This is a genomic window from Pseudoroseomonas sp. WGS1072, assembly GCF_049340465.1.
Lineage (GTDB): Bacteria > Pseudomonadota > Alphaproteobacteria > Acetobacterales > Acetobacteraceae > Pseudoroseomonas.
Genome location: NZ_JBMPSU010000001.1, coordinates 1,938,182 through 1,964,598, shown reverse-complemented (window position 1 = coordinate 1,964,598; position 26,417 = coordinate 1,938,182). Strand labels below are relative to the sequence as shown.

Genomic DNA, 26,417 nt, shown 5'->3' with positions numbered 1-26,417 from the left:
CCGGCCTCCCGCCGCCCTCACATGTCGAGGAACACCGTCTCCGCCTCGCCCTGGAGCTGGATCACGAGACGGTAGGTCGGCAGGTCGGCGGCCCCGGTGCGCGCGGCGACCAGGGTGGCGCGGCGTCCCGCCTGCTCGATGCTCCGCAGCACCGGGTCGGCCTCGAGCGCCGCGGCGTCCTCGGGGAAGTAGAGGCGCGTGTGCAGGTGGATGTTGATGCCGCGGGCGAAGATCAGCAGGCTGACATGCTGCGCCTGCGGCCGCCCGTCGCGCCAGGGCACCACGCCGGGCCGGATGGTCTCGAAGACCCATTCGCCGCTCGCCGGATCGGCCGCCGCGCGGCCCCAGCCGAGGAAGCCGCCGGCATTGTGCCTGCCGTCCCGGTCCGCCTGCCACAGCTCCAGCAACGCATCGCGCACCGGGTGGCCGGAGCCGTCCATCACCACGCCGGTCAGGCGGATGCGCTCGCCGGCGCCCTCCAGGATATGCGGCTGTTCCTGGGTGCGGGTGGCGAGGCCGGCGGCGACCGGCAGCAGGCCGATATGGACATAGGGCCCACCGGTCTGGGAGGGCGTCTCCTTCAGGTATTCGACGGGCATGGTCAGAGGCCCTCCGGCCGGTTCTCGAAGAAGGTCTGCCGCCGGCCGCGCAGCACGATGTCGAAGCGGTAGGCCAGGGCGTCGAAGGGGATGGAGTTCTGCATGTCGAGCCTCGCCACCAGCCGCTCGCGCCCCGCCGGGTCGGGCAGGGTGCCGAGGATGGGGCAGAGCGGGATCAGCGGGTCGCCCTCGAAATAGAGCTGCGTCACCAGGCGCTGCAGGAAGGCCTCGCCGAAGAGCGAGACGTGGATATGCGCCGGCCGCCAGTCGTTGCCGTTGTTGCGCCAGGGATAGGGGCCGGGGCGGATGGTGCGGAAGAAGTAGCTGCCCTCGGCATCCGTCATGCAGCGCCCGGCGCCGCCGAAATTCGGGTCGAGCGGCGCGAGGTAGCTGTCGTTGTGGTGCCGGTAGCGGCCGCCGGCATTGGCCTGCCACACCTCCAGCAGGGTGCGCGGCACCGGCCGGCCGGTCTCGTCCAGCACCCTGCCATGGACGATGATGCGCTCGCCCACCGCCTCGCCATCGCGGGCGTGGTTGCGGATCAGGTCGTTGTCGAGCGGCGCCAGCAGATCGGCGCGGAAGACCGGCCCGGCATTCTCGCCCGGGCCGGGCTCCAGCGAGACCAGGGCGCGGCGCGGGCTGCGCAGCACGCTGGTCTTGTATTGCGGCGTCAGGGGCGGCGGATGCAGCGAGCGGTCGCGGCGGATGATGTCGCCGAGGCTGGGCATGGATGGTCCTCCCGCGGAGGCGCCGGCGTGTTGGCGGGGGCGGCGCCTTCTCCGGGCTCAGCCTGCCGCGTCGCCTTGCATGAGGAAACCGGGTATTTATCATGCGATGCATGAGCAGGATCGATGCCTTCTCGCTCGATGGCCATGCGTTGCGCCTCTTCCTCGCTGTGCTGGAGGAAGGCTCCGTCACCGCCGCCGCCGGGCGCCTCGGCCTCAGCCAGTCGGCGGCGAGCCACGGGCTGATCCGGCTGCGCGGCCTGCTGGGCGATCCGCTCTTCGTGAAATCGGGCCGCGGCATCGTCGCCACCCCCTATGCGCGCGGCCTGGCCGGGCCGGCCCAGGCCCTGCTCGACGGCCTGCAGGGCCTGGTGCGGATGGATGTCTTCACCCCGGCCAGCGCGCGGATCGGCTTCACCATCGCCGCCAACGGGTTCCAGCGCGACCTGCTGCTGCCCGGCTTCTTCGCCCGGGTGGAGGCGCAGGTGGCGCGGCTGAGCCTGCGCGTGGTCCCTTCCGGCGCGCCCAGCGCGGCCCTGCTGCGCGAGCAGGGCTGCGATCTGATCGTCACGCCCTTCCCGCCCGCCGGCACCGACATCCTGCAGAAGCGCCTGCTGACCGACCGCTACGCCTGCTTCTACGACGCCGCCGCGCGGCGCCCCCCCGAGACGGCCGAGGCCTATCTCGCCGCCCGCCACATCACCGTGCTGCATCCCGAGGGTGAGGCCCTCGATTTCGACCGCCGCCTGGAGGCCGAGGGCCTGCAGCGCGACATCGCCATCCGCGTGCCGGGCTTCGATGGCGTCGCCGCCTTCCTGCGCGGCAGCGCCATGCTGGCCACCCTGCCCGGCCTGCTGCGGCACGGCGCGCTGCGCGGCCTGGCGCACGCGCCGGTGCCCCTGCCCCCCGCCAGGGGCCGGCTCGGCGCGCTGCCGCTCTACATGGCCTGGCACCGGCGCGACCAGCAGGACGCCCGCCACGCCTGGCTGCGCGGCGAGTTGCAGGCCACGGCCGCCGCCCTGCGCGAGGCCGCGCCGTGACCCGGGCCTTCCCGCCGCCCCGCGCGCCCGGCAGCCGCGACCTGCTCGGCGGCCTGTCGCGCGGGCTCCGGGTGATCGAGGCCTTCGCCGGGCGGCCGCGCGCCAGCATCGCCGAGCTGGCGCGCGACACCGGCCTCAGCCGCGCCGCCACCCGCCGCTGCCTGCTGACGCTCGCCGAGCTCGGCTATGCCGAGACGGACGGGCGGCACTTCTGCCTCACGCCGCGCGTGCTGCGCCTCGGCGGCGCGTGGCTGGCCAGCGCCACCCTGCCCGATCTGCTGATGCCGCAGCTCGAGGCGGTGCGGGAGGCGACCGGCGAGAGCTGCTCGGCGGCGATCCTGGACGGGGCGGAGGTGGTCTACATCGCCCGTGCGGCGGCGCAGCGGATCATGCCGGTCTCCCTCGGGGTCGGCAGCCGGCTGCCGGCGCATTGCACGGCGCTCGGCCGCGCCCTGCTCTCCGCCCTGCCCGAGGGGGTGATGGAGCATCTCCTGGCCGGGCTGACGCCGGCGGCGCTGACCGAGCACACCCGCACCAGCCGCGAGGAGATCCGCGCCGCCGTCGCCGCCGCGCGCCGGCAGGGCTTCGCCATGGTGGAGGAGGAGTTGCAGCTGGGCCTGCGCTCCCTCGCCGTGCCGGTGCGCGACCAGCGCGGGCGCTGCGTCGCCGCCATCAACATCGGCCAGCGAACTTCGCGTGGCGAGGCCGGGGCCGTGTGCCAGCGGCTGCTGCCGCCGCTGCTGGCCGCCGCCGCGGAGCTGCGCCGCACCATCCCCGGCTGATCCGGCGCGGTCGGGCTGCGTTCAGGCGACTTCACGGCCATGTGAGCCTGGCCGGCTTGACGCCACGGGCTTCAGCGAGAACGTTCTCGCCGAGAACAAGGCCGCCAGGCCGCCGGAGGAAACCCATGGAAGAGACCGTGTCCGCGCCGCGGCGCCTTCACCGCGTCACCATCAAGGATCTGGCCCGCGACCTCGGCATGTCGGTGGCCACGGTGGCGCGCGCCTTCCATGCCGACGCGGCGATCGCCGATGCCACCCGCCAGGCGGTGCTGGGCCGCGCCAGCCAGCTCGGCTACCAGCCCAACGCCCTGGCGCGCAGCATGATCACCCGCCGCACCCGCATCGTCGGCGTCGTGCTCTCGGACCTGGCGAACCCCTTCTACTCCGCCGCCCTGGCGCCGCTGACCGCCGCGCTGCAGGGCGCCGGCTACAATGTCATGCTGGTCATGGCGGAGGCCGGCGGCGAGATGGGCGAGGCGCTGCGCCTGCTGCTCTCCTACCAGCCCGAATGCGCCGTGATCCTGGCGACGACACTGAGCAGCGACGCCGCCGCCGCCTGCCGCGAGGCCGGCACGCCGCTGATCTTCCTCAACCGCCATCCCGGCGCGGCGGGGCTGGAGCCTGGAAGCCTCGCCGCCGTCTGCGACAATTCCGGCGGCGCCGCCGCGGTGGCCGGGCATCTGGCGGCGCACGGCGCGCGGCGGCTCGGCCTGATCTCCGGGCGGCCGGATGCCTCGACCAACGCCGAGCGGTGCCAGGGCTTTCTCGACCGCTGCGCCGCACTCGGCCTGCCGCCGCCGTTGGTCGAGGCGGCGGGCGAGTTCACCTACGCCGCCGGGCAGCAGGCGGCACGCCGCCTGCTCGCCCGCCCGGACCGGCCGGAAGCGCTGTTCTGCACCGCCGACATCCTGGCGCTCGGCGCGATGGACGTGGCGCGGCACGAGCTTGGCCTCGCCGTGCCGGGCGACATCGCCATCGCCGGCTTCGACGACATCCCCATCGCCGCCTGGCCCTCGCACGACCTGACCAGCCTGCGCCAGCCGGTGGAGCGCATGGTCGCCGCCGCCCTGGACTGGATCACGCTCGCCGGCCGTGGCGAGGCGCCATCCTGCCGGCTGCTGCGCCTGCCCGGCGAGCTGGTCGTCCGCGGCAGCACCGTCCCGTTGCAGGAAGCAAGAAAGGAAACCGCATGCAGCCTGTCCTGAACACCGTCGCCGTCATCGGCGCGGGACTGGTCGGCTCCGGCTGGGCGCTGGTCTTCGCGCGCGGCGGCGCCCGGGTCCGCGTCTATGATGCCGATGCCGGACTGCGCGCCCGCGCGCCCGCGCGCATCCGCGCCATGCTGGAGGAGATGCGCGAGGCCGAGCTGGCCCAGGCGCCGGAGGTCGAGGCGGCCTTCGCCCGCATCACGGTGACGGAGAGCCTCGCCGAGGCGGTCGGCCCGGCCGACTACATCCAGGAATCCGTGCTCGAACGCGTGCCGGTGAAGCAGGCGGTCTGCGCCGAGATCGACGCGGTCATGCGGCCCGACGCCATCGTCGGCTCCTCCTCCTCCGGCATTCCCGCCTCCGCCTTCACCGAGGGGCTGGCCAACCGCGCGCGCTTCCTGATCGCGCATCCGGTCAACCCGCCGCACCTGATCCCGCTGGTGGAGCTGGTGCCGGCGCCCTGGACCGATCCGGCCATCCCGCCCGTGCTGCGCGCCGCCATGGAAGGTTGGGGCCAGGCGCCGATCGAGGTGAAGGGCGAGATCGAGGGCTTCATCCTGAACCGGCTGCAGGGCGCGCTGCTGAACGAGGCCTGGGCGCTCTACGAGGCGGGCCTCGCCTCCGCCGTGGACATCGACCGCACGGTGAGCCAGGGCCTCGGCCTGCGCTGGGCCTTCATGGGGCCCTTCGAGACCATCGACCTGAACGCGCCGGGCGGCATCGCCGACTATTCCGCCCGGCTCGCCCCGCTCTATCACGACATCGCCCTTTCGCGCCGCGATCCGCAGCCCTGGTCGCAGCAGGCCATCGCCAGCGCCGAGCGGGAGCTGCGGCAGAGCCTGCCGCAGGACCGGCTCGGCGAGCGCACCGACTGGCGCAACCGCCGCCTGATGGCGCTCGTCGCGCATCTGCGCGGCCAGCCCAAGTGACCGGCGCCGCGGCCGGGCGGCATCGCCCCGGCCGCGGCCCGGCCCGCAACCGATCATCCCGGAGCCCGACCCTTGGGTACACTCGCCATCATCCTGTCCCTCGCGGGGCTGATGTACTTCGCCTATCGCGGCACCAACGTCCTGATCCTGGCCCCCATCATGGCCGCCTTCGCCGTGCTGATGGCGCAGGGCGGCCCGCTGCTCGCGACCTATACGCAGATCTTCATGAAGAGCCTCGGCAACTACGTCGTGCTGTTCTTCCCGATCTTTCTGCTCGGCGCCATCTTCGGCAAGCTGATGGCGGATAGCGGCTCCTCCACCACCATCGCGCACACCATCATCCGCCGTCTCGGCGCGCAGCATGCCATCACCGCCGTGACGCTGGCCTGCGGCGTGCTGACCTATGGCGGCGTCTCGCTCTTCGTCGTCGCCTTCGCGATCTTCCCGATCGCCGCGGCGCTGTTCCGCGAGGCGGACGTGCCGAAGCGGCTGATCGCAGGCGCCATCGCGCTGGGCAGCTTCACCTTCACCATGACGGCGCTGCCGGGCACGCCGGCGATCCAGAACGCCATCCCGACGCGCTTCTTCGGCACCACCACCTTCGCAGCCCCCGGCCTCGGCATGATCGCCGCCGCCATCATGCTGTTCGGCGGCCTGGCCTGGCTGCACCACCGGCAGCGCCGGGCCAGGCTCGCCGGCGAGGGCTATGGCGACCACAAGGAGAACCTGCCGCAGTTCGAGGACGGCGAGCGGCCGGGCTTCGCGCTGTCGCTGCTGCCGATCGTCGTCGTCATCGGGCTGAACGCGCTCTTCTCGCTGGTCGTCTTCCCCTCACTCGACCTCGGCTACCTGTCGCAGCAGATCTACGGCAACATCGCGCCCACCGCGGTGATCGGCACCTGGGCGCTGATCGTCGCGCTGGTCGGCGCCATCCTGACCGTCCTGCTGCTGCAGCGGCGCTACCTGCGCGACGCGCAGAAGACGCTGAACGAGGGCACGATGGGCTCGCTGCTGCCGATCTTCAACACGGCGAGCGAGGTGGGCTACGGCGCCGTCATCGCCTCCCTGGCGGCCTTCGTCGTCGTGCGCGATTTCGTCGTCGGCATCGCGCCCGGGACGCCGATCATCTCGCTCGCCATCGCCGTCAACGCCCTGGCCGGCATCACCGGCTCGGCCTCCGGCGGCCTGTCCATCGCGCTCGACACGCTGGGCGCCACCTACATGGAGCGCGCCGCGGCGCTCGGCATCAGCCCGGACCTGCTGCACCGCGTCGCCGCCATCTCCTCCGGCGGTTTCGACTCGCTGCCGCACAACGGCGCGGTCATCTCGCTGCTGACCATCACCGGGCTGACGCACAAATCGTCCTATGGCGACATCTTCGTCGTGAACCTGTTGGTTCCGGTCCTGGCGCTGATCGCCGTGATCCTGCTCGGAACGACCCTGGGCACCTTCTGACGCCGCCGTGCCGCCCCCCCGAGGAAGGGGGGGGCGGAGGGGGATGTCACCAGCTGTCGTAGTCGGTGATGTCCTCCGCCTGCCCGCATTCGCAGCGCAGGGCGACCTGCGTGCCGATGGCCGTCGGGGTGAAGGTGACGGCGGTGGACGGCGGCGGGCAGCCGTGCCCGAGGAAACGGTCATAGGCCCGGAGCTCGGCCGGCCGCAGGCGGGAGAGGCCGCCCCGGCCGTCCTTCTGGTTCCCCTCGGGCGCCGGGCGGGTCATGGCGCGGGAGTCGCGAGCGGCACGGCGGTGACGCTGTTGAACGGCGAGCCGTCGATGATCTTCGTGCTGGTGACCAGATAGACCAGCACCTGCTTCTCCTGGTCCAGGATGCGCGTCACCGTCAGCGACTTGAACAGCGCCGAGCTGGAGCGGCTGAAGACGGATTCCGTCTGCGGCAGCTTCTCCGGCAGGGTCACCGGGCCGGTGGCGCGGCAGGCGATGCTGAAGCGCGAGGGATCCTCGGCCAGGCCGACCCAGCCCGACAATCCGCCCGTGTCGGCGCGCGAGACGTAGCAGGAGACATTGGCGACGCGGGGATCGTCATAGCGCTCGACCACGACCTTGTCGTTCGGCCCGACCATGCGGAAGGTGGTGCTGACCTCGCCCACGCGCTTCTGCGCCAGGGCGGGTTGCCCGGCCAGCAGCAGGGCGAGGGGGACAGCGAGCAGCGGCTTCATGATGCGGGCGGCCTGGGGCTGGGGTTGCGGCCCTCACACATAGGCGATGATCGGCGGAAAGGAACGGGCCGCCCGGAGATCGGCCGGTCACAGCGAGCCGCGGCGCAGCAGACTGGCCGGGAGCCGCTCGGCCCTGGGCGGCGCGTCATCGCCGCCCAGGCGCGCGCGCAGCAGGCCGATAGTGCGGTCGATCATTTCCGGCACGGGCTGGCGCAGGGTGGTCAGGCGGTAGGCCGGCCAGGCGCCCATCGGGATGTCGTCGAAGCCGATCACCGCGACCTCGTCCGGGACACGCCGGCCCATCTCGTGCCGCAGCGCGTCCAGCCCGCCGAGCGCCAGGATGTCGTTGGCGAAGAAGACACCGTCCGCGCCCCCCAGCGCCCGGGCCGCGCGATGACCGGCCTCGTAGCTGAAATCGCCGGCCTCGATGCGGAGCGGCGTCAGGCCATGCCCGGCCAGGGCGGCGCGGAAACCCCGTTCCCGGTCGTGGCTGGTCGAGGTGTCGGCGCGGCCGGCGACGAAGGCGGGGTTCCGGCAGCCATGGGCCAGCAGCGCCTCGGCCGCCATCCGCCCGCCCCCGACATTGTCGCAGGCGACGCTGTCGAGCCGCGTCGGCCCGATGGCGGTGCGGTTGAACAGCACGGCGGCCCGGCCATCGCCCAGCCAGTGCGAGGCGCTGGCCGAGGACAGGCTGGCCGAGGTCAGCACCACCGCGTCGACATGGTACTGCCGCAGCATCGGCAGCGCGTCGTCGGCGCTGCCGCCCGGTGGGATGGTGATCAGCAGCGACTGGAAGCCGGCCTCCCGCAGCGCGGCGTTCAGCTGCTCCAGCACCGCCGGATAGAAGGGGTTGGTCAGCTCCGCCATGACGATGCCGACCAGCGAGGAGCGGCGCCGCGACAGGGCGGATGCGATGACATTGGGGCGGTAGCCCAGTTCCTCCGCCGCGCGCAGGATGCGGGCGCGCATCGCCGGCGCCACCGAGGCGCCGGGGCTGAAGGCCCGCGACACCATCGATTGCGAGACGCCGAGATGCCGCGCCAGGTCGCGCGCGGTCACGGCTCCCATGGGGGCTCCCGCGGGGGCCTCCGCAGGGGCGTCAGGCGGCGTTCTTGCCACCGTAGCGCCGCACGCGGATGTCGGCCTGCTCCTTGTGCCCGGCGAAGTTCTCGATGGCGCAGAGGCGCGAGCAGTACTCGCCGACCATGGCGCTGGCCTCGGGCTTCACCTCCTGCCAGGTGCAGGTCTTGATGAACTTGCCGACCCAGAGCCCGCCCGTGTAGCGCGCGGCCTTCTTGGTCGGCAGGGTGTGGTTGGTGCCGATCACCTTGTCGCCATAGGCCACGTTGGTCTCGGGGCCGAGGAACAGCGCGCCGTAGTTGCGCATGTTGTCGCGGAACCAGCGCGGATTCCTCGTCATCACCTGCACATGCTCGGAGGCGATGTCATCGGCCACCTGCAGCATCTCCTCATCGGTGTCGCAGAGGATGACCTGGCCGTGGTCGCGCCAGGCGACGCTGGCGATGTCGGCGGTGGGCAGCACCTTGAGCTGGCGCTGGATCTCCGCCTCGATCCCCTCGGCGATCTTGCGCGAGGTGGTGAGCAGCACGGCGGGCGAGGTCGGGCCGTGCTCCGCCTGGCCGAGCAGGTCGGTGGCGCAGATCTCGGCATCCACCGTGTCATCGGCGATGACCAGCGTCTCGGTGGGGCCGGCGAACAGGTCGATGCCGACACGGCCATAGAGCTGCCGCTTGGCCTCGGCGACGAAGGCATTGCCCGGCCCGACCAGCATGTCCACCGGCTTGATCGTCTCGGTGCCCAGCGCCATGGCGGCGACGGCCTGGATGCCGCCCAGCAGATAGATCTCGTCGGCGCCGGCCATCGCCATGGCGGCGACGGTAGCCGCCGGGGCCTCGCCGTTCAGCGGCGGGGTGCAGGCGATGACGCGCGGCACGCCGGCGACCTTGGCGGTCAGCACCGACATGTGCGCGCTGGCCACCATCGGGTAGCGGCCACCCGGGATGTAGCAGCCGACGCTCTCCACGGGGATATTCCTGTGGCCCAGCGTGACGCCCGGCAGGGTCTCGATCTCGAGATCCGTCAGGCAGGCCTTCTGCGCCTCGGCGAAGCGGCGGATCTGGGCCTGGGCGAACCTGATGTCCTCGATCACCTGCGAAGGCAGGCTGTCGATCAGCGCCTGGACCTGCTCCGGGGTCAGCCGGAAGCTCTCGGGCGACCACTTGTCGAACTTCACCGACAGCTCGCGCACCGCCGCATCCCCGCGCGCCTCGACATCGGCGAGGAGGCTCTCGACGGTCTGGCGGACCTTGCGATCGTATTCGGCCGTCTCGGCGGCCTCGGCGCCCTTCTTCAGATAGCGGATCATGACGCGTTCCTTCCCTGGCCGTGACAACAAGGCGGCCAGGATGAGGCCGGATTGCATACGGATGCAAGTCTTATTGCATCCGTATGCATCGGCGATCTCCTCACTCCGCGGTCCAGCCTCCATCCAGCATCAGCGCACTGCCGGTCATCAGCCCGCTGGCCCCGGAGGCCAGGAAGACGACGGCGCCCATCAAATCCTCCACCTGCCCGACGCGGCCGAGCTTGATCTTGGACAGGACCCAGTCGCGGAAGGCCGCGGCCTCGAAGAAGGGACGCGTCAGGGGGGTCTCGATGAAGGTGGGGCAGAGCGTGTTCACCCGGATGCCATGCAGCCCGAGCTCGATCGCCATGGCCTTGGTCATCCCCTCCATCGCATGCTTGCTGGCGCAGTAGACGCTGCGGTTCGGCCCTCCGACATGCCCCATCTGTGAGGAAAGCTGGATGATCGAGCCAGGCCGCCCCGCTGCCACCAGGCGCTTCGCCACCGCCTGCGCCGTGAAGAAGGCGGCGCGCAGATTGAGCGCCATGACGGCGTCGAAATCCGCCGGCGTCACCTCCAGGAAGGGGGCGGGGCGGTTGGTTCCGGCATTGTTGACCAGGATGTCGAAGGGCTCGCGCGCCTCCAGCGCCGCCTCCAGGGCGGCCAGGTCCGAGACATCCAGGGCCAGGGCCTCGGCCGCGCCGCCGCCGGCGCGGATCGCCGCCGCGGCCGCCTCCACCTCCGGGCCGCTGCGCGCCGCGAGCGCGACATGCGCGCCAGCCTCGGCCAGAGCGGCGGCGGCGGCGAGGCCGATGCCCCGCCCCGCCCCCGTCACCAGGGCGCGGCGCCCGTCCAGCCGGAAGGAGGGTGTCCGTGGCAGAGCCAGGTCTTGGGTCATGGATCGTCCTCCGAATGCGTTGCGGGGGAAGTCCTAGCCCTGGGAGCGAAGGGGCGGCAAATGCGGAAGAGCGTTTCTATTTATGGATATTTCTTCGTTAATATACAATCCGTATGGTGGCCGCGGACCACCTGGAGCCCCCGAAAGGCCGGTTTTGTTCAGAATGCCGCCACGTCACGCCGTCATCTCTGATTTTTAAACTCTGTCTCGCGTATTAATACGTCTCAAAGATGAAAAACCTCTTTTGGTTTCCCGTATAAGTGGTATCAATGCACTTATAGATTGTGGAGCACCAAGAGATGCGAGTTCTTCTGGTTGAGGACGACATGACCACCGCTCGCGGCATCTCGATGATGCTCAAGGCGTCGTCGATGATCACGGACACCGCCGCCACCGGCGAGGAGGCGCTCGAACTCGCCTCCCTCTATGACTACGACATCATCATCCTGGACATCATGCTGCCGGACATGGAGGGCTACGAGGTGGTCCGCCGGCTGCGCGGCAACCGGGTCGAGACGCCGGTCCTCATCCTCTCCGGCCTGTCCCGCCCCCAGGCCAAGGTGAAGGCCTTCGGCATGGGCGCGGACGACTTCATCACCAAGCCCTTCGACCAGCAGGAGCTGATGGCCCGGCTGCAGGCCATCATCCGCCGCGCCAAGGGCTTCAGCCAGCCGACCCTCTCCGTCGGCCCCCTGCTGCTCAACCTCGGCTCCCGCGAGGTGCGGGTGAACGACCGCGAGGTGCACCTGACCGGCAAGGAATACGCCATCCTGGAGCTGCTGACCCTGCGCAAGGGCCTGGTGCTGACCAAGGAGGTCTTCCTCAACCATCTCTACGGCGGCATCGACGAGCCGGAGGCCAAGATCATCGACGTGTTCATCTGCAAGCTGCGCAAGAAGCTGGCGCAGGCCGGGGCGGGCGAGCTGATCGGCACCGTCTGGGGCCGCGGCTATGTGATGCGCGAGCCGGCGCTGCAGTGCGCGCGCTTCCCGGCGCCCGAGCTGCCGGCGCCATCCCGGCAGGCGGCGCCCCAGGCCGCGGCATGACGATCCCGGGGAGGGCCGCCCGCCCTCCCCGGACCGTCTCACCGGGCCAGGGCATAGGCGCCCCGCTCCCCCGGCACCGCCATCAGCTTCTCCGTCAGGCCCAACACCGTCTCGGCGCCGCCGAGATAGAGCACGCCGTCCGGCGCAAGCTGAGCGGCGAGCGCGTTGAGCACCCGTCCCTTCGTCGGCGGGTCGAAGTAGATCAGCACGTTGCGGCAGAAGATGACGTCGAAGCGCCCGAGGCTGCGATGCTCGCCCAGCAGGTTGCGCTCCTCGAAGCGGGTCATGGCGCGCAGCTCCGGCCGAACCTGCCAGCGTGCCCCCTCCTGCCGGAAGTGCTTCACCAGCATCTGCACCGGCAGGCCACGCTGCACCTCGAACTGCGTGAAGAAGCCCTCGCGCGCCTTCTCCACCACCTCGCGCGAGAGGTCGGTGCCGAGAATCTCGGCCTGACGCATCCCGAGTTCGGAGAGGATCATCGCCACGGAATAGGCTTCCTGCCCGGTCGAGCAGGCGGCTGACCAGATGCGCAGCCTGTGGCCCGCGGCGCGCGCCGCCATCAGGCCCGGCAACAGCCGGCGCAGGTGGTCGAACGGCTTGCCGTCGCGGAAGAAGCTGCTTTCGTTGGTGGTCAGCGCCTCGGTGACATCGCGCGCCAGCCGCTCGGCCCTGATGTCGCGCAGCCGCAGCGCCAGCATATCCAGGCTGGCCACACCCTCCCGCTTCAGGATGGGCGCAAGCCGGGTCTCCAGCATGTAACCCTTGTCGGGGGTCAGCACGATGCCGGAGCGCGTCCTCACCAGCGCCGCGATAGCGGCAAAGCTCTCCGCATTCATGCGTGTCCTCCCACGGGACCGGCGCCCGCCATGCCACATTGCGCCATCGCGCGCTCAGCCAGTTGTTCGGGCGGCAGCAGCGCCTGCGCCAGGCCGGCCTTGGCCACCGCGCCCGGCATGCCCCAGACGACGCTGGAAGCCTCGTCCTGCGCCAGAACCGCGCCGCCCGCCGCCGCCACCGCCTTGCAGCCGAGCAGGCCGTCCTGCCCCATGCCGGTCAGGATCACCGCCAGCAGCCGGCCCTCGCAGGCCCCGGCGGCGCTGCGCAGCATCGGATCGACGGCGGGGCGGCAGAAGTTCTCCGGCGGCGCCTGGTTCAGCCGCGCCACCAGCCCCTCGCCCCGGCGCTCGACCAGCAGGTGCCGGTCGCCCGGCGCCACATGGATCCGGCCCGGCCGCAGCACCTCGCCATCCTGCGCTTCCGCCGCCGCGGGGCCGCCGAGCCGCGACAGATGATCGGCCAGCATGGCGGTGAAACCGGCCGGCATGTGCTGCACCACGACGATCGGCACCGGGAAGGCGGCCGCCACGGCCAGGCGGCGGACGAAGCCGGCGAGCGCCTGCGGGCCGCCGGTCGAGGACCCCAGCGCCAGCAGCCGAGGGCGCCCGCCGCGCGGGGCGGCCGGCAGGCCCGGCGGCACGATGGCCGGCGGAGCGGGCGGCCTGACCCGGGGCGGCTGACGCATCCGGGCCCAGCCCTTGACCTTGGCCAGAAGCTCGGCGCGGAAGGCGGGGTCGGCCATGCCGCCGCCCGCCGCGCCGGGCTTCGGAAGGTAGTCGGCGGCGCCGGCGCGCAGAGCCGCCATCGCCGCCGCCGCGCCATGCTGGGTGAGCGCGCTGGCGACGATCACGGCGAGGCCGGGCTGCGCGCGCAGCAGGCGCGGCAGCGCCGTCATCCCGTCCATCACCGGCATCTCAAGATCCAGAAGCACGACATCGGGGCGCTCGCCGGGCGCCAGGTCGCGCAGGGCGTCCAGCGCCTGCTGCCCATCCGCCGGCCGCGCCACCACGCGGATTCCCGGATCGGTCTCCAGCAGGCGGCCGAGGGCGGCGCGGACCGTCGCGCTGTCGTCGCACAGCATGACGCGGATCGGCCCGCCGGCCGGCATGGCGCGCGGCGTGACGGGGGTCCAGGCGCTCACGGCCCGACATCCTCCGCCAGCAGGCCGAGCTGCACCAGCTTGCCGGTGACGATCTCGTCGTCGAAGGGCTTCATGATATACTCCTGCGCGCCGGCGGCGAGCGCCAGCACGATGCGGTCGAACTCGCTCTCGGTCGTGCAGAGCATGATGACCGGCCGCTCCGGCCCGAACTCGGCGCGGGCCGCGTTCAGGAACTCCAGCCCGTCCATCACCGGCATGTTCCAGTCGAGCAGAACGAGGCGCGGAAGCTCGGCGCGGCAGGCCTCGAGCGCCAGCAGGCCGTTCTCCGCCTCGCGCACGGCGAAGCCATGACGTTCCAGGATGCGGCGCGCGGCCTTGCGCACGACGCGGCTGTCGTCCACCACCAGGCAGGTTGTCGGCGTTTCCATGCGTTCCTCCTCAACCGATCGCCAGGACGCGGTCGACATCGAGCACGATCAGCAGCTGCCCGTCCTGCCGGTGGACGCCGCGCGACACCTCGCGCCAGACCGGGTCGAGCGTCGGAGGATTGGCGGCGAAACCTTCGGTGCGCAGCGGCAGGACCTCCCCCACCGAATCCGAGAGAAGGCTGTAGAGCTCGCCATTCTGCTCGACGACGACGCTCATCGCGGTGGCGCCCGCGGCCCGCTCCGGCAGGCCGAGGCGGCGCCGCAGGTCGATCGCGGTGACGATGCGGCCACGCAGGTTCAGGCTGCCGGCCACCTCGCGCGGGGCCAGGGGCACGCGGGTGATCACCTGCGCGCCCAGGATGTCGCGCACCGACAGCACCGGCACGCCGCAGAGCTGGCCGGCGACCGTCAGGGTCAGGAACATCTCGGCCGCGGCGTCGGCCAGGACCGGCGGCCGCACCAGGCCGGCGGAGGAAGGCTTCGGGGCATGCATCGCGGTGGTTTCCTCAGCACGGGGTCTGCGCGGCCACGGCGTCGCGCAGCGCCGCCATCAGCGCCTCGCGGTCCGACTTGCCGACATAGTCGTTGAAGCCGGCCTCACGGGCGCGGCGGATCAGCGCGGGATCGCTGCGGCCGCTCAGCGCCACCATCGGCACCGTGCGCCAGGCCCCGGCGCCGCGCACCGCCTGGGCCAGGCCGATGCCGTCGAGATCCGGCATCTCGATGTCGGAGACGATGATGTCGAAAGCGGCGCCCTGCTCGCGCAGCTGCAGCGCCTGCGCGCCGGTGTCCACCGCCGTCACGTCATAGCCGGCGGCGGTCAGGCCCGGCATCAGCAGGTGGCGGAAGAAGGCGCTGTCCTCGACCAGCAGGACGCGCGGCGTCGTCTGGTCGCCGCCGGTGGGGCGGAACCAGTCCTCCCCGGCCTGCCGCAGCCACCAGGAGCAGTCGATCAGGTCGGTCACCTTGCCGCAAATCACCGCGCTGCCGAGGATGCCCGGCTGGTCGCTGGCGCCCTCGATGACGATCTGCTCCTCGACCACGTCCAGGATGCCGTCGACCATCAGCCCCATGGCGCGGTCGCGGTCGTTGAAGACCAGGACGGCCTGGCGGCGGCCCGGCTCCGGCATCATCCAGCCCGGCGCGGCCGGCACCAGCGGCATCAGCTTGCCGCGATACTGCACCAGCGCCTTGCCGCCGGAATGCTCGATGCTCTCCGCCGGCAGGTCCTCGAGCCGCGCCACCAGACCGAGCGGCACCGCCTTCGGCGCGCCGTCGCCGGCCTGGAAGAGCAGCAGCGCGGTGCGCTCGCCCGAGCGGGTGCCGCGCAGCCCTTCCTGCGCCCGCGCCGCCTCCTCGCTCGGCCCGTCGGCGCCCACGCCGGTGGCGCGGGCGATGCCGTTGGGATCGAGGATCATGATGACGCTGCCATCGCCCAGGATGGTGTTGCCGCTGAACATCGTGACGTGGCGCAGGATCGGCGCCACCGGCTTGACCACGATCTCCTCGGTGTCGAAGACCTTGTCGACGATGATGCCGAAGACATTGGCGCCGACCTGGGTGACGACGACGAAGCCCTCCTCCGGCCCGGCATCGGCGCGCTGCTCCAGCTGCAGCAGCCGCGACAGCGAGACCAGCGGCAGCAGCCGCTCGCGCAGGCGCATCACCGGCGTGTCGTTGATCCGCTCGATCTGCGCGCTCTCGGCGGCGCCGCCGGCGCGCACCAGCTCGACCACGCCGATCTGCGGAATGGCGAAGCGCTCGCCGCCGGCCTCGACGATCAGCGCCGAGACGATGGCGAGCGTCAGCGGGATCTTGATGTAGAAGGTCGTGCCCTTGCCTTCCATCGAGCGCAGGTCGATGGTGCCGCCGATCTTCTCGACATTGGTCTTGACCACGTCCATGCCGACGCCGCGGCCGGAGACCGAGGTCACGGCCGCGGCGGTGGAGAAGCCGGCGCGGAAGATGAACCGCTGGATCTCCCGCTCGCTCATGCCGGCCAGCTCGGCCTCGGTGGTCAGGCCCTGGCTCAGCACCTTGGCCCGGATCTTCTCGACCGCGAGGCCGCGCCCGTCATCGCCGATCTCGATGATGATGTGCCCGCCCTCGTGATAGGCGTTGAGCAGGATGCGCCCGGTCTCGGGCTTGCCGGCCTGCCGGCGCTGCTCGGGCGTCTCCAGCCCATGGTCGCCGCTGTTGCGCACCATGTGCGTCAGCGGGTCCTTGATCAGCTCCAGCACCTGGCGGTCCAGCTCGGTCTCGGCGCCGCGCATCACCAGCTCGATCTTCTTGCCGAGCTCGTTGGCGAGATCCCGCACGATGCGCGGCAGCTTCTGCCAGGCATTGCCGATCGGCTGCATGCGCGTCTTCATGACGCCTTCCTGCAGCTCGGAGGTGATGTGCGACAGGCGCTGCAGCGGCACGGTCAGCGCCGAGTCGCTGCGGGCGCGCACGAGCTGCAGCAGCTGATTGCGGGTCAGCACCAGCTCGCTGACCAGGGTCATCAGATCCTCCAGCACATCCACCGAGACGCGGATGGTCTGGGCCGCGGTGATCGGGCCGGCCGCGGCGGCCTCGCCCTCCGTGCCCGGCTGGCGCGGCGCGGGCGCCGGCGCCGGCGCGGCGGCCTCCGCGGCGGGCTCCCGGGCGGCGGCCTCCGGTGCGGCGGGTTCCGCCTCGAACACCTTGTCGAGCGCCTCGAGCGTGGCCTGCGCCGGTGTCGCGGCGCCGGGCTCGCCCCGCCAGGCGGCGTCGAGCGCCGCGATCAGCGCCGCGTCATCCCCCGCCGGCTCGCCGCCCGTCGCCTCCAGCCCCGAGACGATGCCCTTCAGCCCGTCCAGCGCCGCCAGGATCAGGGTGATGCCGGCGGGCGTGACCCGCAGCGAGCCGTCCCGGTACTTGCCCAGGACGTTCTCGGCGGCATGGGCCACCTTCTCTAGCCGCGCCAGGCCGAGGAAGCCGCAGGTGCCCTTGATGGTGTGCACGTTGCGGAAGATCTCGGAGAGGGTCTGCCGGTCGTCCGGCGCCTTCTCGAGCTTCAGCAAGGCGCCGTCCAGCGAGGCCAGGGCCTCGTTGGTCTCGGTCAGAAAATCGGCGAGCAGGTCGTCCATCGCGGTCCCCGACAGGCTGGTTCAGCAGGCTGTTGCCGGCCAAACTGGCGTCCGTTCCGCGAAGAAACCGTAAAAGCCGTGCCTCGCCCGCCTCAGCCGCGCGGGTCGAGCCGCAACACCATGGCCTCGCCCTCGGCCCCCAGCGCGGCGCGCCAGCCCGCCCCCTCCGCCAGCACGCGCAGCATGGTCGCCAGGATGCCGCGCGGTCCGGCGGAGGCATCGCCGCCCAGCGCCGCCGCGACGCCCGGCGCCCAGGCCACCACCCGCCCCTCGGGCCGCAGCACCAGCGCCTCCGCGGCCGCGCCCGGCCCGAGATGCACGACGCCGCCGCGCGAGACCGCCTCCCCCGCCAGCATGGCGGCCACCAGCAGCAGCTGCGCCACCGGCGCGGGCAGCACCCGGTCCCGCGGCATCGCGCCCAGGTCGAACCGCGCGCGGCCGCCGGCCAGCATGCCGTCCAGCAGGGTCGCGATCTCGCTCAGCGCCAGCGGCCCGGTGCCGGCGCCGCAGGCGGCGCGCCAGTAGCTCAGCCGCCGCCGCATCTCGGCCACCGCGTCCTGCGCCAGCCCGGCGGCCTCCGGGTCCTCGCCCAGCAGGCTCATGGCCCCGCCGATCGTGCCGAGCGGGCCAACGAGGTCATGGCACAGCCGGGCGCAGAGGTCCTGCGCCAGGCTCGATTCGCTGTTCATCAAGGGGGCTTCCTCATGCCGGGTCCGGAAGGCCGCGCTAGCCGCATCCTGCCTAAGATACGGTTAAGAATCACGCTTCCGTGAACGTCGTCTCCCTAGCCCGGCCGGCGCTTCGCCGCCACCCTGGCCGCCATGCGACTCCCGCTCGAACCTGGAATGCTGGTCCGCCATCCGCAGCGCCCGGAATGGGGGGTGGGACAGGTGCAGTCCGTGGTCGGCGAACGGGTCACGGTGAACTTCGAGCATGCCGGCAAGCTGCTGATCAACGCCGCGCAGGTGGCCCTCGACGTGCTGGACGCGCCGTGATCGCGGCCGCCTGGGCTCAGGTGGCGCCCCTGCTCGGCGGCTGGGAGGTGGGGGTCGCGGTCTTCGCCACCGTCATCGCCGGGCTGATGCGGGGCTATTCCGGCTTCGGCACCGCCATCCTGCTGGCTCCGGTCTATTCCACCCTCTGGGGGCCGCGCGTCGGCGTCCCGGTGATGCTGGTCATGGAGCTTTTCGTCTCCGCCTATCTGCTGCCGCGCGCCGTGGCGCTGGCCAACCGGCGGGTGATCTTCTCGCTCGGCGGCGCCGCCATCCTGGCCACGCCCTTCGGGGCCTGGGTGCTCTTCGTCGCCGAGGCCGGCACGCTGCGCCGCGCCATCGGCCTGATGGTGCTGGTCTTCGGCCTGCTGCTGATGTCGCCCTGGCGCTATCACGGCAAGCGGCCGCTGTCGCTGAACCTCGTCATCGGCACCGTCTCCGGGCTGATGAAGGGCGCCACCGGCATGTCGGGCCCGCCGGTCATCCTCTATCTGCTGTCCGGGCCGGAGGCGGCGGCGCAGCACCGCGCCAACCTGATCCTCTACTTCGGCCTGCTCGGCATCGCCGCTGTCATCCCGCCGCTTTGGGGCGGGCTGATCGGCGGGCCGGTGCTGGTGCTGACGGCGCTGATGCTGCCGGTGCTGCTGGGCAGCGTGCCGGTCGGCGCCCGGCTCTTCCATGTCATCCCGGTGCAATGGTACCGCCGCCTCGCCCTCGTCGCCCTGGTCGGGGCCGGGAGCTTCGCGCTGCTCGAGGCCGGGACGGCGGCGGAGGGGGTTGCAGCGGGGGGGGTTGCAGCGGAGGGGCGGGGCGGCCCAAATGGGGTGGACCCGCATGCCCCAGGAGTGCCCCTCGCCATGATCGATCCGTTCGGCCGGCGGATCAGCTACCTCCGCGTCTCCGTCACGGACCGTTGCGACCTGCGCTGCGTCTACTGCATGGCGGAGGACATGACCTTCCTGCCCAAGGCGCAGATCCTCAGCCTCGAGGAGCTGGAGCGGCTGTGCGGCGCCTTCATCGGCCTGGGCGTCGAGCGGATCCGGCTGACCGGCGGCGAGCCGCTGGTCCGGCGCGACGTGATGTCGCTGATCCGCAACCTCGGCGCCCGCATCGGTCCCGGCGCCCTGCGCGAACTGACGCTCACCACCAACGGCACCCAGCTCGCGAAGCATGCCGAGGGCCTCTACGCCGCCGGCGTCCGCCGCCTGAACGTCTCCCTCGATTCCCTCGATCCGGCGCGCTTCCGGGCGCTGACCCGCTGGGGCGACATCGAGAAGACGCTGGACGGCATCTTCGCCGCCCGTGCGGCGGGCCTGGCCATCAAGATCAACGCCGTCGCCATGAAGGGCGTGAACGAGGACGAGTTCGACCGGCTGATCGCCTGGTGCGGCGAGCACGGCTTCGACCTGACGCTGATCGAGACCATGCCGATGGGCGAGATCGGCGAGGATCGCACCGACCAGTACCTGCCGCTCTCCCTGGTGCGTCGCCGCCTGCGGGAGACCTGGACGCTGGAGGACACGGACTACGCGACCGGTGGACCGGCCCGCTACATGGTGGTGAAGGAGACCGGCCGCCGGCTCGGCTTCATCACCCCGATGACCCACAATTTCTGCGAAAGCTGCAATCGCGTCCGCCTCACCTGCACCGGCACGCTGTATATGTGTCTCGGGCAGGAGGACGCGGCGGATCTGCGCGCCCTCCTGCGCGACCCGGCGGTGGACGAGGCCGGGCTGCGCGAGGCGATCGAGGCCGCCATCGCCCGCAAGCCGAAAGGCCATGACTTCGTCATCGACCGGCGCCACAGCCGCCCCGCGGTCGGGCGCCACATGAGCGTGACCGGAGGGTGAACCTTGGCGGCTGAACCATGAACGAGTTGCGGAGCCTGACCGCCAGCCTGGCGATCCCCGGCATGCCGGAATGGACCGGCCTGCTGTTTCTCACCCTCGGCCTGCTCTGCGCCGCGGCCTTTCTGCTGATGCCGTTCAGCGTCTTCGGCGTGAAGTCCCGGCTCGAGGCGCTGGAGGTGCAGCTCGACGAGATCCAGGCCGAATTGCGGGAACTGGCGATGCGGCTGCAGGAGCCGGCGCTCGCCGCGCGCCGCCCGGCGGTGGCGGAGGACTGGGTCGAGCCCCCCTCCTTCGTGGCCGGCCGCTCCGAGCGCGAGCCACCGCGTGTCGTGGCGCCGCCGGTCCCGCCGCCGCCGGCCTGGCCACAGCCCGGGTCGCGCGGCGGCCGCGCCGAGCCGCGGCTGGACTGGCCGCGCCAGCGCTGAGCCCCCCGGCGCTGAACCCGGCCTGCTCCGGGCGGGGCCTCAGCGCCCCGCCGGAGCGGCGCGCAACGCGCCCACCACCGCCTGGGTAAAGCCGTCGGCGTCCATGTCGATCAGGTCCTTCTGCCGCGTCGGCACGGCGACGAAGACCTTGACGAAGCGCCCGGCGGCCAGGCCCACGCACATCTGCTGCCACATCGCCGTGCGGCCATAGCTGCCTTCCAGCGTGGCGCAGCGGACCGGTGCGCCTCCCGCCACCGGCAGGTCCCGCCGGTGGCTCTCGGCCATCTGCTTGCCGGGCGCCGGGGTCGTGCTGTCCCGCACCCCCTCGTCCAGCTGCGCCTCGATGACGGCGGGCGGGGTATCGGGTGGCAGGGCGGGATGCCCCCGATCGTAGATGATCACCGAGGCGATGGCGGCGCGGGCCGCCACGCCGTTGCGCATGTCGGTGGCATAGTCCACCGCGCGGCCCTGGCCGGGCTGGGCGGCCTCCATATCCGTGGTGATCCCCCGGCTGAAGCCGGCGGCCGAGGCCGGCAGGCGCCGCAGCGCCTCGTCGAGGCCGGGACGGTCCCCGGGCATGGGTCCGGAGGGCTGGGCGGCGCAGGCCGCCAGCAGCAGGGCCGCCAGCAGGCCGGCCCTCAATGCGCCACCCCTGGCAGGTTCAGCCCCAGTTGCAGTGTCGCATTCGCCATCAGCAGCCCCTCCCACAGAAGTTCCAGGCCGATATAGGCGATCAGCGCCACGCCGACATAGGCAATGACCTTGAACCGGTCCAGGAGTTTGGCCAGCAGGCCGCCGAGCAGGCCCATCATGACGATGGACACGCCGAGGCCGATGACCAGAAGGGTGAGGTTGGAGCGCGCCACGGCGGCGACGGCCAGCACGTTGTCGAGGCTCATCGACACATCGGCGAGGATGATCTGCCACAGCGCCTGGCCGATCGACTTCTCCCTGGGCGCGGCATGCGCTCCGCCTTCCGCCTCCTGCGCCCCGCCGCGCAACTCGCGGAAGAAGGTCCAGGCGATGTAGAGCAGGGCCAGGCCGCCCACCAGGTCGATCCACCAGAACTCCAGCAGCAGGGTGGCGAAGATCGAGAAGACGATGCGCAGCACCGCGGCGGCGATCACCCCGAAGAGCACGGCCTTGGCGCGCAGCCGCTCCGGCAGGCCGGCGGCGGCCATGCCGATGACGACGGCATTGTCGCCCGACAGGATGATGTTCAGCCACATGATCTCGGCCAGCGCGGGCAGCATGCCGGTGAAGGCGTCCATAGTTCCTCGCTCAGTGTCGATGGCGGGCCGCGGCGCCGCCCGGCACGGCGCCACGGACCGGGAAGGAAGGGGCGGGAACGCTCGGGGAGACGGCCCTCCCCGTCAAGGCGGAGGCGTCCGGCGCATGACGGAGGGGCAATCCGATGCGGAACCGGGCTCATTTTCAGCGCTCCGGCCGGCCCGCCTGCAAACCGGCACGAAAAAGGGCCGCCCCCTCGCGGGAGCGGCCCCTTCCGTCAGGCCGCGCCGATGCGCGACCCGATCCTCAACCGATGGTCCTCAACCGGTGATGAAGGGCAGGATCTCCCCGCCACCCTTCCATATCATCTCGACCGCGACATAGAGGATGACCAGCAGGCCGACCCAGGCGATCCAGCGGTGTCGCTCCAGCAGCTTGGCGATGAAGGTGGCGGCGACGCCCATCAGCACCACCGACATGGCCAGGCCGATGACCAGGATGTAGAGGTGGTCCTTGGCCGCGCCGGCCACCGCCAGCACGTTGTCGAGGCTCATGGAGACGTCGGCGACCAGGATCTGGATGATCGCACCGCGCAGCGTCTTGCGCTCGCCGGTCTGCGCGGCCTCGCCCTGCGCCTCAAGCTCGGCCTCGGTCACCTCCGACTGATGGCCGCGCTGAAGCTCGCGGAACATCTTGTAGCAGACCCAGAGCAACAGGACGCCGCCGGCGAAGGTCAGGCCGACAATGGCGAGCAGCTGGGTGGTGATGGCAGCGAAGCCGATGCGCATGACCGTCGCGGCGGCGATGCCCCAGAAGATCGCCTTGCGGCGCTGGTCCGCCGGCAGGCCGGCGGCGGCCATGCCGACCACGATGGCATTGTCGCCGGCCAGCACGAGGTCGATCAGGAGGACCTGCCCGAGCGCGATCAGCTCAGGCATCCAGGCAGATAAATCCATTTGTCGCTTTCCCGGGCGAAGAGAAGAATGGCTGATCGCGTGCGGGGCCAGGGTTGTCAACCTGTCGGCAACCCGTCACACAGCGCCGCTCCCGCCCCCCTCCGCGCCCTGCCGGCCCCCGCTTCCGGCCGGCCCAGACGACAAGGATCGCCCGCCATGGTCCCGCGCTATGCCCGCTCCGAGATGACCGCCATCTGGTCTCCCGCCTCGCGTTACCGGATCTGGTTCGAGATCGAGGCGCTGGCCGCCGAGGCGATGGGCCGGCTCGGCACCATCCCGGCCGAGGCCGCCGCGGCGATCCGCGAGAAGGGCGCGCCGCTGGCCGCCGCCATCTCCGAGGCCGACATCGCCCGGATCGACGAGATCGAGCGGGAGACAAGGCACGATGTCATCGCCTTCCTTACCTGGATGGCCGAGGGCATCGGTGAGAGCGCGCGGTTCATGCATCAGGGGCTGACCAGCTCGGACGTGCTCGACACCTGCCTCTCGGTGCAGCTCGCCCGCGCCGCCGACCTGCTGCTCGCCGAGCTCGACCGGCTGCTCGCGGCGCTGCGCCGCCGCGCCGAGGAGCACAAGTACACGCCGACCATCGGCCGCAGCCACGGCATCCATGCCGAGCCCACCACCTTCGGCCTGAAGCTCGCCGGACATTACGCCGAATTCATGAGAAACCGGGCCCGCCTGGTCGCCGCGCGGGCGGAGATCGCCACCTGCGCGATCTCGGGCGCCGTCGGCACCTTCGCCGCCGTGGACCCGCGGGTGGAGGCCTTCGTGGCGGAGAAGCTCGGCCTCGCGGTGGAGCCGGTCTCCACCCAGGTCATCCCGCGCGACCGTCACGCGGCCTTCTTCTGCACGCTCGCCGTCATCGCCTCGGGCATCGAGCGGCTGGCGGTCGAGGTGCGGCACCTGCAGCGCAGCGAGGTGCGCGAGGCGGAGGAGTATTTCCATCCGGGCCAGAAGGGCTCCTCGGCCATGCCGCACAAGCGCAACCCGGTGCTGTCGGAAAACCTGACGGGCCTGGCGCGGGTGGTGCGCGGCTTCGCCATGCCGGCGCTGGAGAACGTCGCGCTCTGGCACGAGCGGGACATCAGCCATTCCTCGGTCGAGCGCTTCATCGGCCCGGACGCCACCATCACCCTCGATTTCGCGCTCGCCCGGCTGACCGGGATGATCGACAGGCTGACCGTCTATCCAGCGCGGATGGAAGCCAACCTGGAAAGCCTGGGCGGCGTGGTGCACAGCCAGAAGGTGCTGCTGGCCCTGACGCAGGCCGGCCTCTCGCGCGAGGGCGCCTACCGCGCCGTGCAGCGCGCCGCCATGGCGACCTGGACCGCGCTCGGCCAGCCGGAGGCCCGCTCCTTCCGCGACAATCTCCTGGCCGATGAGGAGGTGGCGGGACGGCTGGATGCGGCGGCGCTCGACAAGGCGATCGATCCGCAACGCGACTTCCGCCATGTCGAGACCATCTTCGCGCGGGTTTTCGGCGCCGGCTGAGGTCCGCGCACGCGCTTGTGACGGCGGCCACACCGCCGCCCGTCGCCGGCCATGGTTCCGCCGCAAGCCAGGACCAGATTAGGGCCCTGACAGGAGGAACCGATCATGCCTCGCTTGCGTGACCTGGCCCTGGCCGGCCTGCTCTCCCTGGGGGCGCTGCTGGCCACCGGCCTGGGCCCGGCGCCGGCCCGGGCCGATGAGGTGGTGCTGGTGCATGACCACTGGCGGCGCGGCCCGCCGCCGCCACGCTGGCACCGCCCGCCGCCACCGCCGCGCTATGGCTACTACCGCCCGCCGCCGCCGCGCTATTACCACCCGCCGCCGCGCTACGGCTATTATCCGCCGCCGCCACCGCCGCGCCATTACCGGCCGCCGCCGGGCGTCTACTTCCAGTTCTGAGCCGGCATGAGAAAGGGGCGGGTTCTCCCGCCCCTTCCGCACATATCGGCGCCGTGGCCCTCAGACCAGCCGCGCCGGATGCGGTTCGTCCGATCCGCCCGGGGGCGTCGGGTTGCCGGTGGGCGGTTCCGGCGGCTCAGGCACCGGCCTGGGTCCCGGCGCCGGGGCAGTGCCGCCCGCCGCGGCGGTGGTCGGGTCCGCGGCCGGGTCCAGCGTGCTGACCTCCGGTGTGGCGATCTCCGGTGTGGCGACCTCCGGCGACGTGGCGCCGGAGGCGGTCGCGCCGGAGAGGCCGGCCTCCGTTCCACCCGGCGCCGCGGCCAGCTTCGCCTCCAGCGCGGCAACCCGCCCGGCCAGGGCGCCGGCCTCCTCGCGCGCCCGGCGGGCGACCTCGAGCGCCGCGTCGAGATCCTCGCGCCGGACCAGCTCCAGGCGCTGCACCATGGTCTCCACCTGCGACTTCGCCATGGCCTCGACCTCGGCCCGCAGGCCGGCCATCACGGAGAAGGCGCCGCCCGCCATGCCGGCCAGGTCGTCGAAGAACCGGCCGCGCCGGCCGGGTCCCTGCCCGGCGCCCGCGCCCGGATTGCTCCCCGAACCGCTCCCCGGATTGCTCCCGGGATTGCTCCCCTGGCCCGTCTCGGTGCCTGACTCCACCATCGCTCTGCTCTCCTCGTTCCGGCGGAAGCGCCGATCCTGTTGCCTGTGTCGGCCGGGGTGGCCGGGCCGCCGGCGGCTTGCCCCCATCGGGGCCGGACGCCTATACCCGGCGCGCCCGGCGGGCGACCATTCCCTCCCGCTCCACACCGTCGCGGAAGGCTACAACGATGTATCTGGTCACTGGTGGCGCCGGTTTCATCGGCTCCAATCTCGTCGCCGCCCTGTGTGAACGCGACGCCGAGGTGCTGGTTTGCGACCGGCTGCGCGGCGGCGAGCCGGGGCGCGAGAAGTGGCGCAACCTGGCGCGCCACAACATCGCCGGCATCCTGCATCCCGAGCAGCTCTGGCCCTATCTGGACAGCCGGCCGAAGCTCGACGCCATCCTGCATCTCGGCGCCATCAGCGACACCACGGTGCGCGACGGCGACCTGGTGGCGGAGAACAACCTCGCCCTGACGCTGCGCCTCTGGGCCTGGTGCGCCGAGGCCGGCGTGCCGCTGGTCTATGCCTCCTCCGCCGCCACCTATGGCGACGGCGCCGAGGGCTTCGACGACGACGCGGCGCCGGAGCATCTGGCCCGGCTGCGCCCGCTCAACCTCTACGGCTGGTCGAAGCACGCGACGGACCGGCGCATCGCCGAGCTGCTGCGGCGCGGCTACCCGGCCCCGCCGCAATGGGCCGGCCTGAAGTTCTTCAACGTCTACGGGCCGAACGAATTCCACAAGGGCCGCATGGCCAGCGTGGTGCTGCACAAGTTCCGCCAGATCATGACCGGCGCGCCGGCCACGCTGTTCCGCTCCGACCGCGAGGGCATCGCCGACGGCGAGCAGCTGCGCGACTTCGTGCATGTCGATGACTGCGTCTCGGTGATGCTCTGGCTGCTGGACAACCGCCACGTCTCCGGCCTGTTCAACGTCGGCACCGGCACGGCGCGCAGCTTCCTCGACCTGACGCGCGCGATCTACGCCGCGCTCGACCGCACGCCGGAGATCGCCTTCATCGAGATGCCGGTCGACCTCGTCGGCAAGTACCAGTACTTCACCCAGGCGCGGATGGACCGGCTGCGCGCCGCCGGCTTCGACGGCACCGCGACGGCGCTGGAGGACGGCGTCCGCCGCTACGTGCGGGACTTCCTCACCCAGCCCGACCCCTATCGCTGAAGGC

General features: G+C 71.9%; 29 protein-coding genes and 1 pseudogene. 13 read left to right on the top strand and 17 right to left on the bottom strand.

Features of this window, described 5'->3' with window-relative positions; translation table 11 throughout:
- Positions 1-17: 17 nt before the first annotated feature.
- Both pcaG and pcaH read right to left on the bottom strand, forming a co-directional pair.
- Positions 18-599, bottom strand: coding sequence for a protocatechuate 3,4-dioxygenase subunit alpha (gene pcaG, locus ACF3NH_RS09435; protein WP_422922631.1), 582 nt, complete (start codon positions 597-599; stop codon positions 18-20).
- A 2-nt stretch (positions 600-601) separates the two neighbouring features.
- Positions 602-1,327, bottom strand: a complete 726-nt coding sequence (pcaH, locus tag ACF3NH_RS09430; RefSeq protein ID WP_422922630.1) for a protocatechuate 3,4-dioxygenase subunit beta — start codon at positions 1,325-1,327, stop codon at positions 602-604.
- Positions 1,328-1,437: 110 nt separating this feature from the next.
- Here pcaH and ACF3NH_RS09425 point away from each other — a divergent pair, with 110 nt between their 5' ends.
- The 5 genes from ACF3NH_RS09425 (at position 1,438) to ACF3NH_RS09405 (ending at position 6,738) form a co-directional block, all read left to right on the top strand.
- Complete coding sequence (locus ACF3NH_RS09425) at positions 1,438-2,364, top strand: LysR family transcriptional regulator (protein ID WP_422922629.1); 927 nt, start codon at positions 1,438-1,440, stop codon at positions 2,362-2,364.
- Positions 2,361-3,146, top strand: a complete 786-nt coding sequence (locus ACF3NH_RS09420; RefSeq protein WP_198365377.1) for an IclR family transcriptional regulator domain-containing protein — start codon at positions 2,361-2,363, stop codon at positions 3,144-3,146. Before ACF3NH_RS09425 ends, ACF3NH_RS09420 begins: the two co-directional genes overlap by 4 nt.
- A 125-nt stretch (positions 3,147-3,271) precedes the next feature.
- Complete coding sequence (locus ACF3NH_RS09415; RefSeq protein WP_422922628.1) at positions 3,272-4,351, top strand: LacI family DNA-binding transcriptional regulator; 1,080 nt, start codon at positions 3,272-3,274, stop codon at positions 4,349-4,351.
- Positions 4,336-5,283 carry a 3-hydroxyacyl-CoA dehydrogenase gene (locus ACF3NH_RS09410; protein ID WP_422922627.1) on the top strand — a complete coding sequence of 316 codons (948 nt, stop codon included), beginning with the start codon at positions 4,336-4,338 and terminating at the stop codon, positions 5,281-5,283. Before ACF3NH_RS09415 ends, ACF3NH_RS09410 begins: the two co-directional genes overlap by 16 nt.
- A gap of 72 nt (positions 5,284-5,355) precedes the next feature.
- On the top strand, positions 5,356-6,738 hold the full coding sequence (locus ACF3NH_RS09405; protein ID WP_422922626.1) for a GntP family permease: 1,383 nt from the start codon (positions 5,356-5,358) through the stop codon (positions 6,736-6,738).
- Between the two features lie 46 nt (positions 6,739-6,784).
- On the opposite strand, the gene ACF3NH_RS09400 is transcribed toward ACF3NH_RS09405, so the two are convergent.
- The 5 genes from ACF3NH_RS09400 to ACF3NH_RS09380 form a co-directional block, all read right to left on the bottom strand.
- Positions 6,785-7,003 (bottom strand): hypothetical protein, encoded by a 219-nt coding sequence (locus ACF3NH_RS09400; RefSeq protein WP_422922625.1) that lies wholly within the window; start codon positions 7,001-7,003, stop codon positions 6,785-6,787.
- Positions 7,000-7,461, bottom strand: a complete 462-nt coding sequence (locus ACF3NH_RS09395; protein ID WP_422922624.1) for a CreA family protein — start codon at positions 7,459-7,461, stop codon at positions 7,000-7,002. Before ACF3NH_RS09395 ends, ACF3NH_RS09400 begins: the two co-directional genes overlap by 4 nt.
- Positions 7,462-7,548: 87 nt before the next feature.
- The gene (locus tag ACF3NH_RS09390) at positions 7,549-8,529 is read right to left on the bottom strand and encodes a LacI family DNA-binding transcriptional regulator (RefSeq protein WP_198365372.1); all 981 of its coding nucleotides are present in this window, start codon (positions 8,527-8,529) and stop codon (positions 7,549-7,551) included.
- A gap of 31 nt (positions 8,530-8,560) precedes the next feature.
- On the bottom strand, positions 8,561-9,847 hold the full coding sequence (gene hisD, locus ACF3NH_RS09385) for a histidinol dehydrogenase (RefSeq protein WP_198365371.1): 1,287 nt from the start codon (positions 9,845-9,847) through the stop codon (positions 8,561-8,563).
- 100 nt (positions 9,848-9,947) lie between these two features.
- On the bottom strand, positions 9,948-10,724 hold the full coding sequence (locus ACF3NH_RS09380) for an SDR family NAD(P)-dependent oxidoreductase (RefSeq protein ID WP_422922623.1): 777 nt from the start codon (positions 10,722-10,724) through the stop codon (positions 9,948-9,950).
- A gap of 299 nt (positions 10,725-11,023) precedes the next feature.
- On the opposite strand from ACF3NH_RS09380, the gene ctrA reads away from it, so the two are divergent.
- Positions 11,024-11,770, top strand: coding sequence for a response regulator transcription factor CtrA (ctrA, locus tag ACF3NH_RS09375; RefSeq protein WP_422922622.1), 747 nt, complete (start codon positions 11,024-11,026; stop codon positions 11,768-11,770).
- Between the two features lie 38 nt (positions 11,771-11,808).
- On the opposite strand, the gene ACF3NH_RS09370 is transcribed toward ctrA, so the two are convergent.
- The 6 genes from ACF3NH_RS09370 to ACF3NH_RS09345 all read right to left on the bottom strand — a co-directional run bounded on the left by ACF3NH_RS09370 (position 11,809) and on the right by ACF3NH_RS09345 (position 17,936).
- Positions 11,809-12,606 carry a CheR family methyltransferase gene (locus ACF3NH_RS09370; protein WP_198365369.1) on the bottom strand — a complete coding sequence of 266 codons (798 nt, stop codon included), beginning with the start codon at positions 12,604-12,606 and terminating at the stop codon, positions 11,809-11,811.
- Complete coding sequence (gene cheB, locus ACF3NH_RS09365) at positions 12,603-13,748, bottom strand: chemotaxis-specific protein-glutamate methyltransferase CheB (RefSeq protein ID WP_422922621.1); 1,146 nt, start codon at positions 13,746-13,748, stop codon at positions 12,603-12,605. Before cheB ends, ACF3NH_RS09370 begins: the two co-directional genes overlap by 4 nt.
- Entirely contained in the window at positions 13,745-14,137 is a 393-nt protein-coding gene (locus ACF3NH_RS09360) for a response regulator (protein WP_198365368.1), read from the bottom strand. Before ACF3NH_RS09360 ends, cheB begins: the two co-directional genes overlap by 4 nt.
- A 10-nt stretch (positions 14,138-14,147) precedes the next feature.
- Positions 14,148-14,630 carry a chemotaxis protein CheW gene (locus ACF3NH_RS09355; protein WP_422922620.1) on the bottom strand — a complete coding sequence of 161 codons (483 nt, stop codon included), beginning with the start codon at positions 14,628-14,630 and terminating at the stop codon, positions 14,148-14,150.
- Between the two features lie 13 nt (positions 14,631-14,643).
- Positions 14,644-17,247: a hybrid sensor histidine kinase/response regulator gene (locus ACF3NH_RS09350; RefSeq protein ID WP_422922619.1), complete on the bottom strand. Its 2,604-nt coding sequence runs from the start codon at positions 17,245-17,247 to the stop codon at positions 14,644-14,646.
- Positions 17,248-17,339: 92 nt separating this feature from the next.
- Positions 17,340-17,936, bottom strand: coding sequence for a histidine phosphotransferase family protein (locus ACF3NH_RS09345; RefSeq protein ID WP_422922618.1), 597 nt, complete (start codon positions 17,934-17,936; stop codon positions 17,340-17,342).
- Between the two features lie 132 nt (positions 17,937-18,068).
- On the opposite strand from ACF3NH_RS09345, the gene ACF3NH_RS09340 reads away from it, so the two are divergent.
- The 4 genes and pseudogenes from ACF3NH_RS09340 (at position 18,069) to ACF3NH_RS09325 (ending at position 20,514) form a co-directional block, all read left to right on the top strand.
- Entirely contained in the window at positions 18,069-18,242 is a 174-nt protein-coding gene (locus ACF3NH_RS09340) for a DUF3553 domain-containing protein (protein ID WP_198365365.1), read from the top strand.
- Positions 18,239-18,964, top strand: a pseudogene (locus tag ACF3NH_RS09335) (TSUP family transporter); the annotation flags it as partial. The gene ACF3NH_RS09340 and the pseudogene ACF3NH_RS09335, both read left to right, overlap by 4 nt.
- A gap of 132 nt (positions 18,965-19,096) precedes the next feature.
- A complete protein-coding gene (gene moaA, locus ACF3NH_RS09330) occupies positions 19,097-20,089 on the top strand; it encodes a GTP 3',8-cyclase MoaA (RefSeq protein ID WP_422924759.1) in 993 nt (330 codons plus the stop codon).
- A gap of 17 nt (positions 20,090-20,106) precedes the next feature.
- Complete coding sequence (locus ACF3NH_RS09325) at positions 20,107-20,514, top strand: hypothetical protein (RefSeq protein WP_422922617.1); 408 nt, start codon at positions 20,107-20,109, stop codon at positions 20,512-20,514.
- 39 nt (positions 20,515-20,553) lie between these two features.
- On the opposite strand, the gene ACF3NH_RS09320 is transcribed toward ACF3NH_RS09325, so the two are convergent.
- The 3 genes from ACF3NH_RS09320 to ACF3NH_RS09310 all read right to left on the bottom strand — a co-directional run bounded on the left by ACF3NH_RS09320 (position 20,554) and on the right by ACF3NH_RS09310 (position 22,700).
- Positions 20,554-21,156: a hypothetical protein gene (locus ACF3NH_RS09320; RefSeq protein WP_422922616.1), complete on the bottom strand. Its 603-nt coding sequence runs from the start codon at positions 21,154-21,156 to the stop codon at positions 20,554-20,556.
- Positions 21,153-21,785 carry a YjbE family putative metal transport protein gene (locus ACF3NH_RS09315; protein WP_422922615.1) on the bottom strand — a complete coding sequence of 211 codons (633 nt, stop codon included), beginning with the start codon at positions 21,783-21,785 and terminating at the stop codon, positions 21,153-21,155. Before ACF3NH_RS09315 ends, ACF3NH_RS09320 begins: the two co-directional genes overlap by 4 nt.
- Before the next feature lie 279 nt (positions 21,786-22,064).
- The gene (locus ACF3NH_RS09310) at positions 22,065-22,700 is read right to left on the bottom strand and encodes a TerC family protein (RefSeq protein WP_198365360.1); all 636 of its coding nucleotides are present in this window, start codon (positions 22,698-22,700) and stop codon (positions 22,065-22,067) included.
- A 156-nt stretch (positions 22,701-22,856) separates the two neighbouring features.
- On the opposite strand from ACF3NH_RS09310, the gene purB reads away from it, so the two are divergent.
- Together purB and ACF3NH_RS09300 are read left to right on the top strand one after the other, a co-directional pair.
- A complete protein-coding gene (gene purB / locus ACF3NH_RS09305; RefSeq protein ID WP_198365359.1) occupies positions 22,857-24,194 on the top strand; it encodes an adenylosuccinate lyase in 1,338 nt (445 codons plus the stop codon).
- A gap of 105 nt (positions 24,195-24,299) precedes the next feature.
- Positions 24,300-24,593 carry a hypothetical protein gene (locus tag ACF3NH_RS09300; RefSeq protein WP_198365358.1) on the top strand — a complete coding sequence of 98 codons (294 nt, stop codon included), beginning with the start codon at positions 24,300-24,302 and terminating at the stop codon, positions 24,591-24,593.
- Positions 24,594-24,653: 60 nt separating this feature from the next.
- Here the strand turns inward: ACF3NH_RS09300 and ACF3NH_RS09295 are convergent, their stop codons facing one another.
- On the bottom strand, positions 24,654-25,253 hold the full coding sequence (locus ACF3NH_RS09295) for an accessory factor UbiK family protein (protein ID WP_422922614.1): 600 nt from the start codon (positions 25,251-25,253) through the stop codon (positions 24,654-24,656).
- 167 nt (positions 25,254-25,420) lie between these two features.
- On the opposite strand from ACF3NH_RS09295, the gene rfaD reads away from it, so the two are divergent.
- Positions 25,421-26,413, top strand: coding sequence for an ADP-glyceromanno-heptose 6-epimerase (gene rfaD / locus ACF3NH_RS09290; protein ID WP_198365357.1), 993 nt, complete (start codon positions 25,421-25,423; stop codon positions 26,411-26,413).
- Positions 26,414-26,417: the final 4 nt, after the last annotated feature.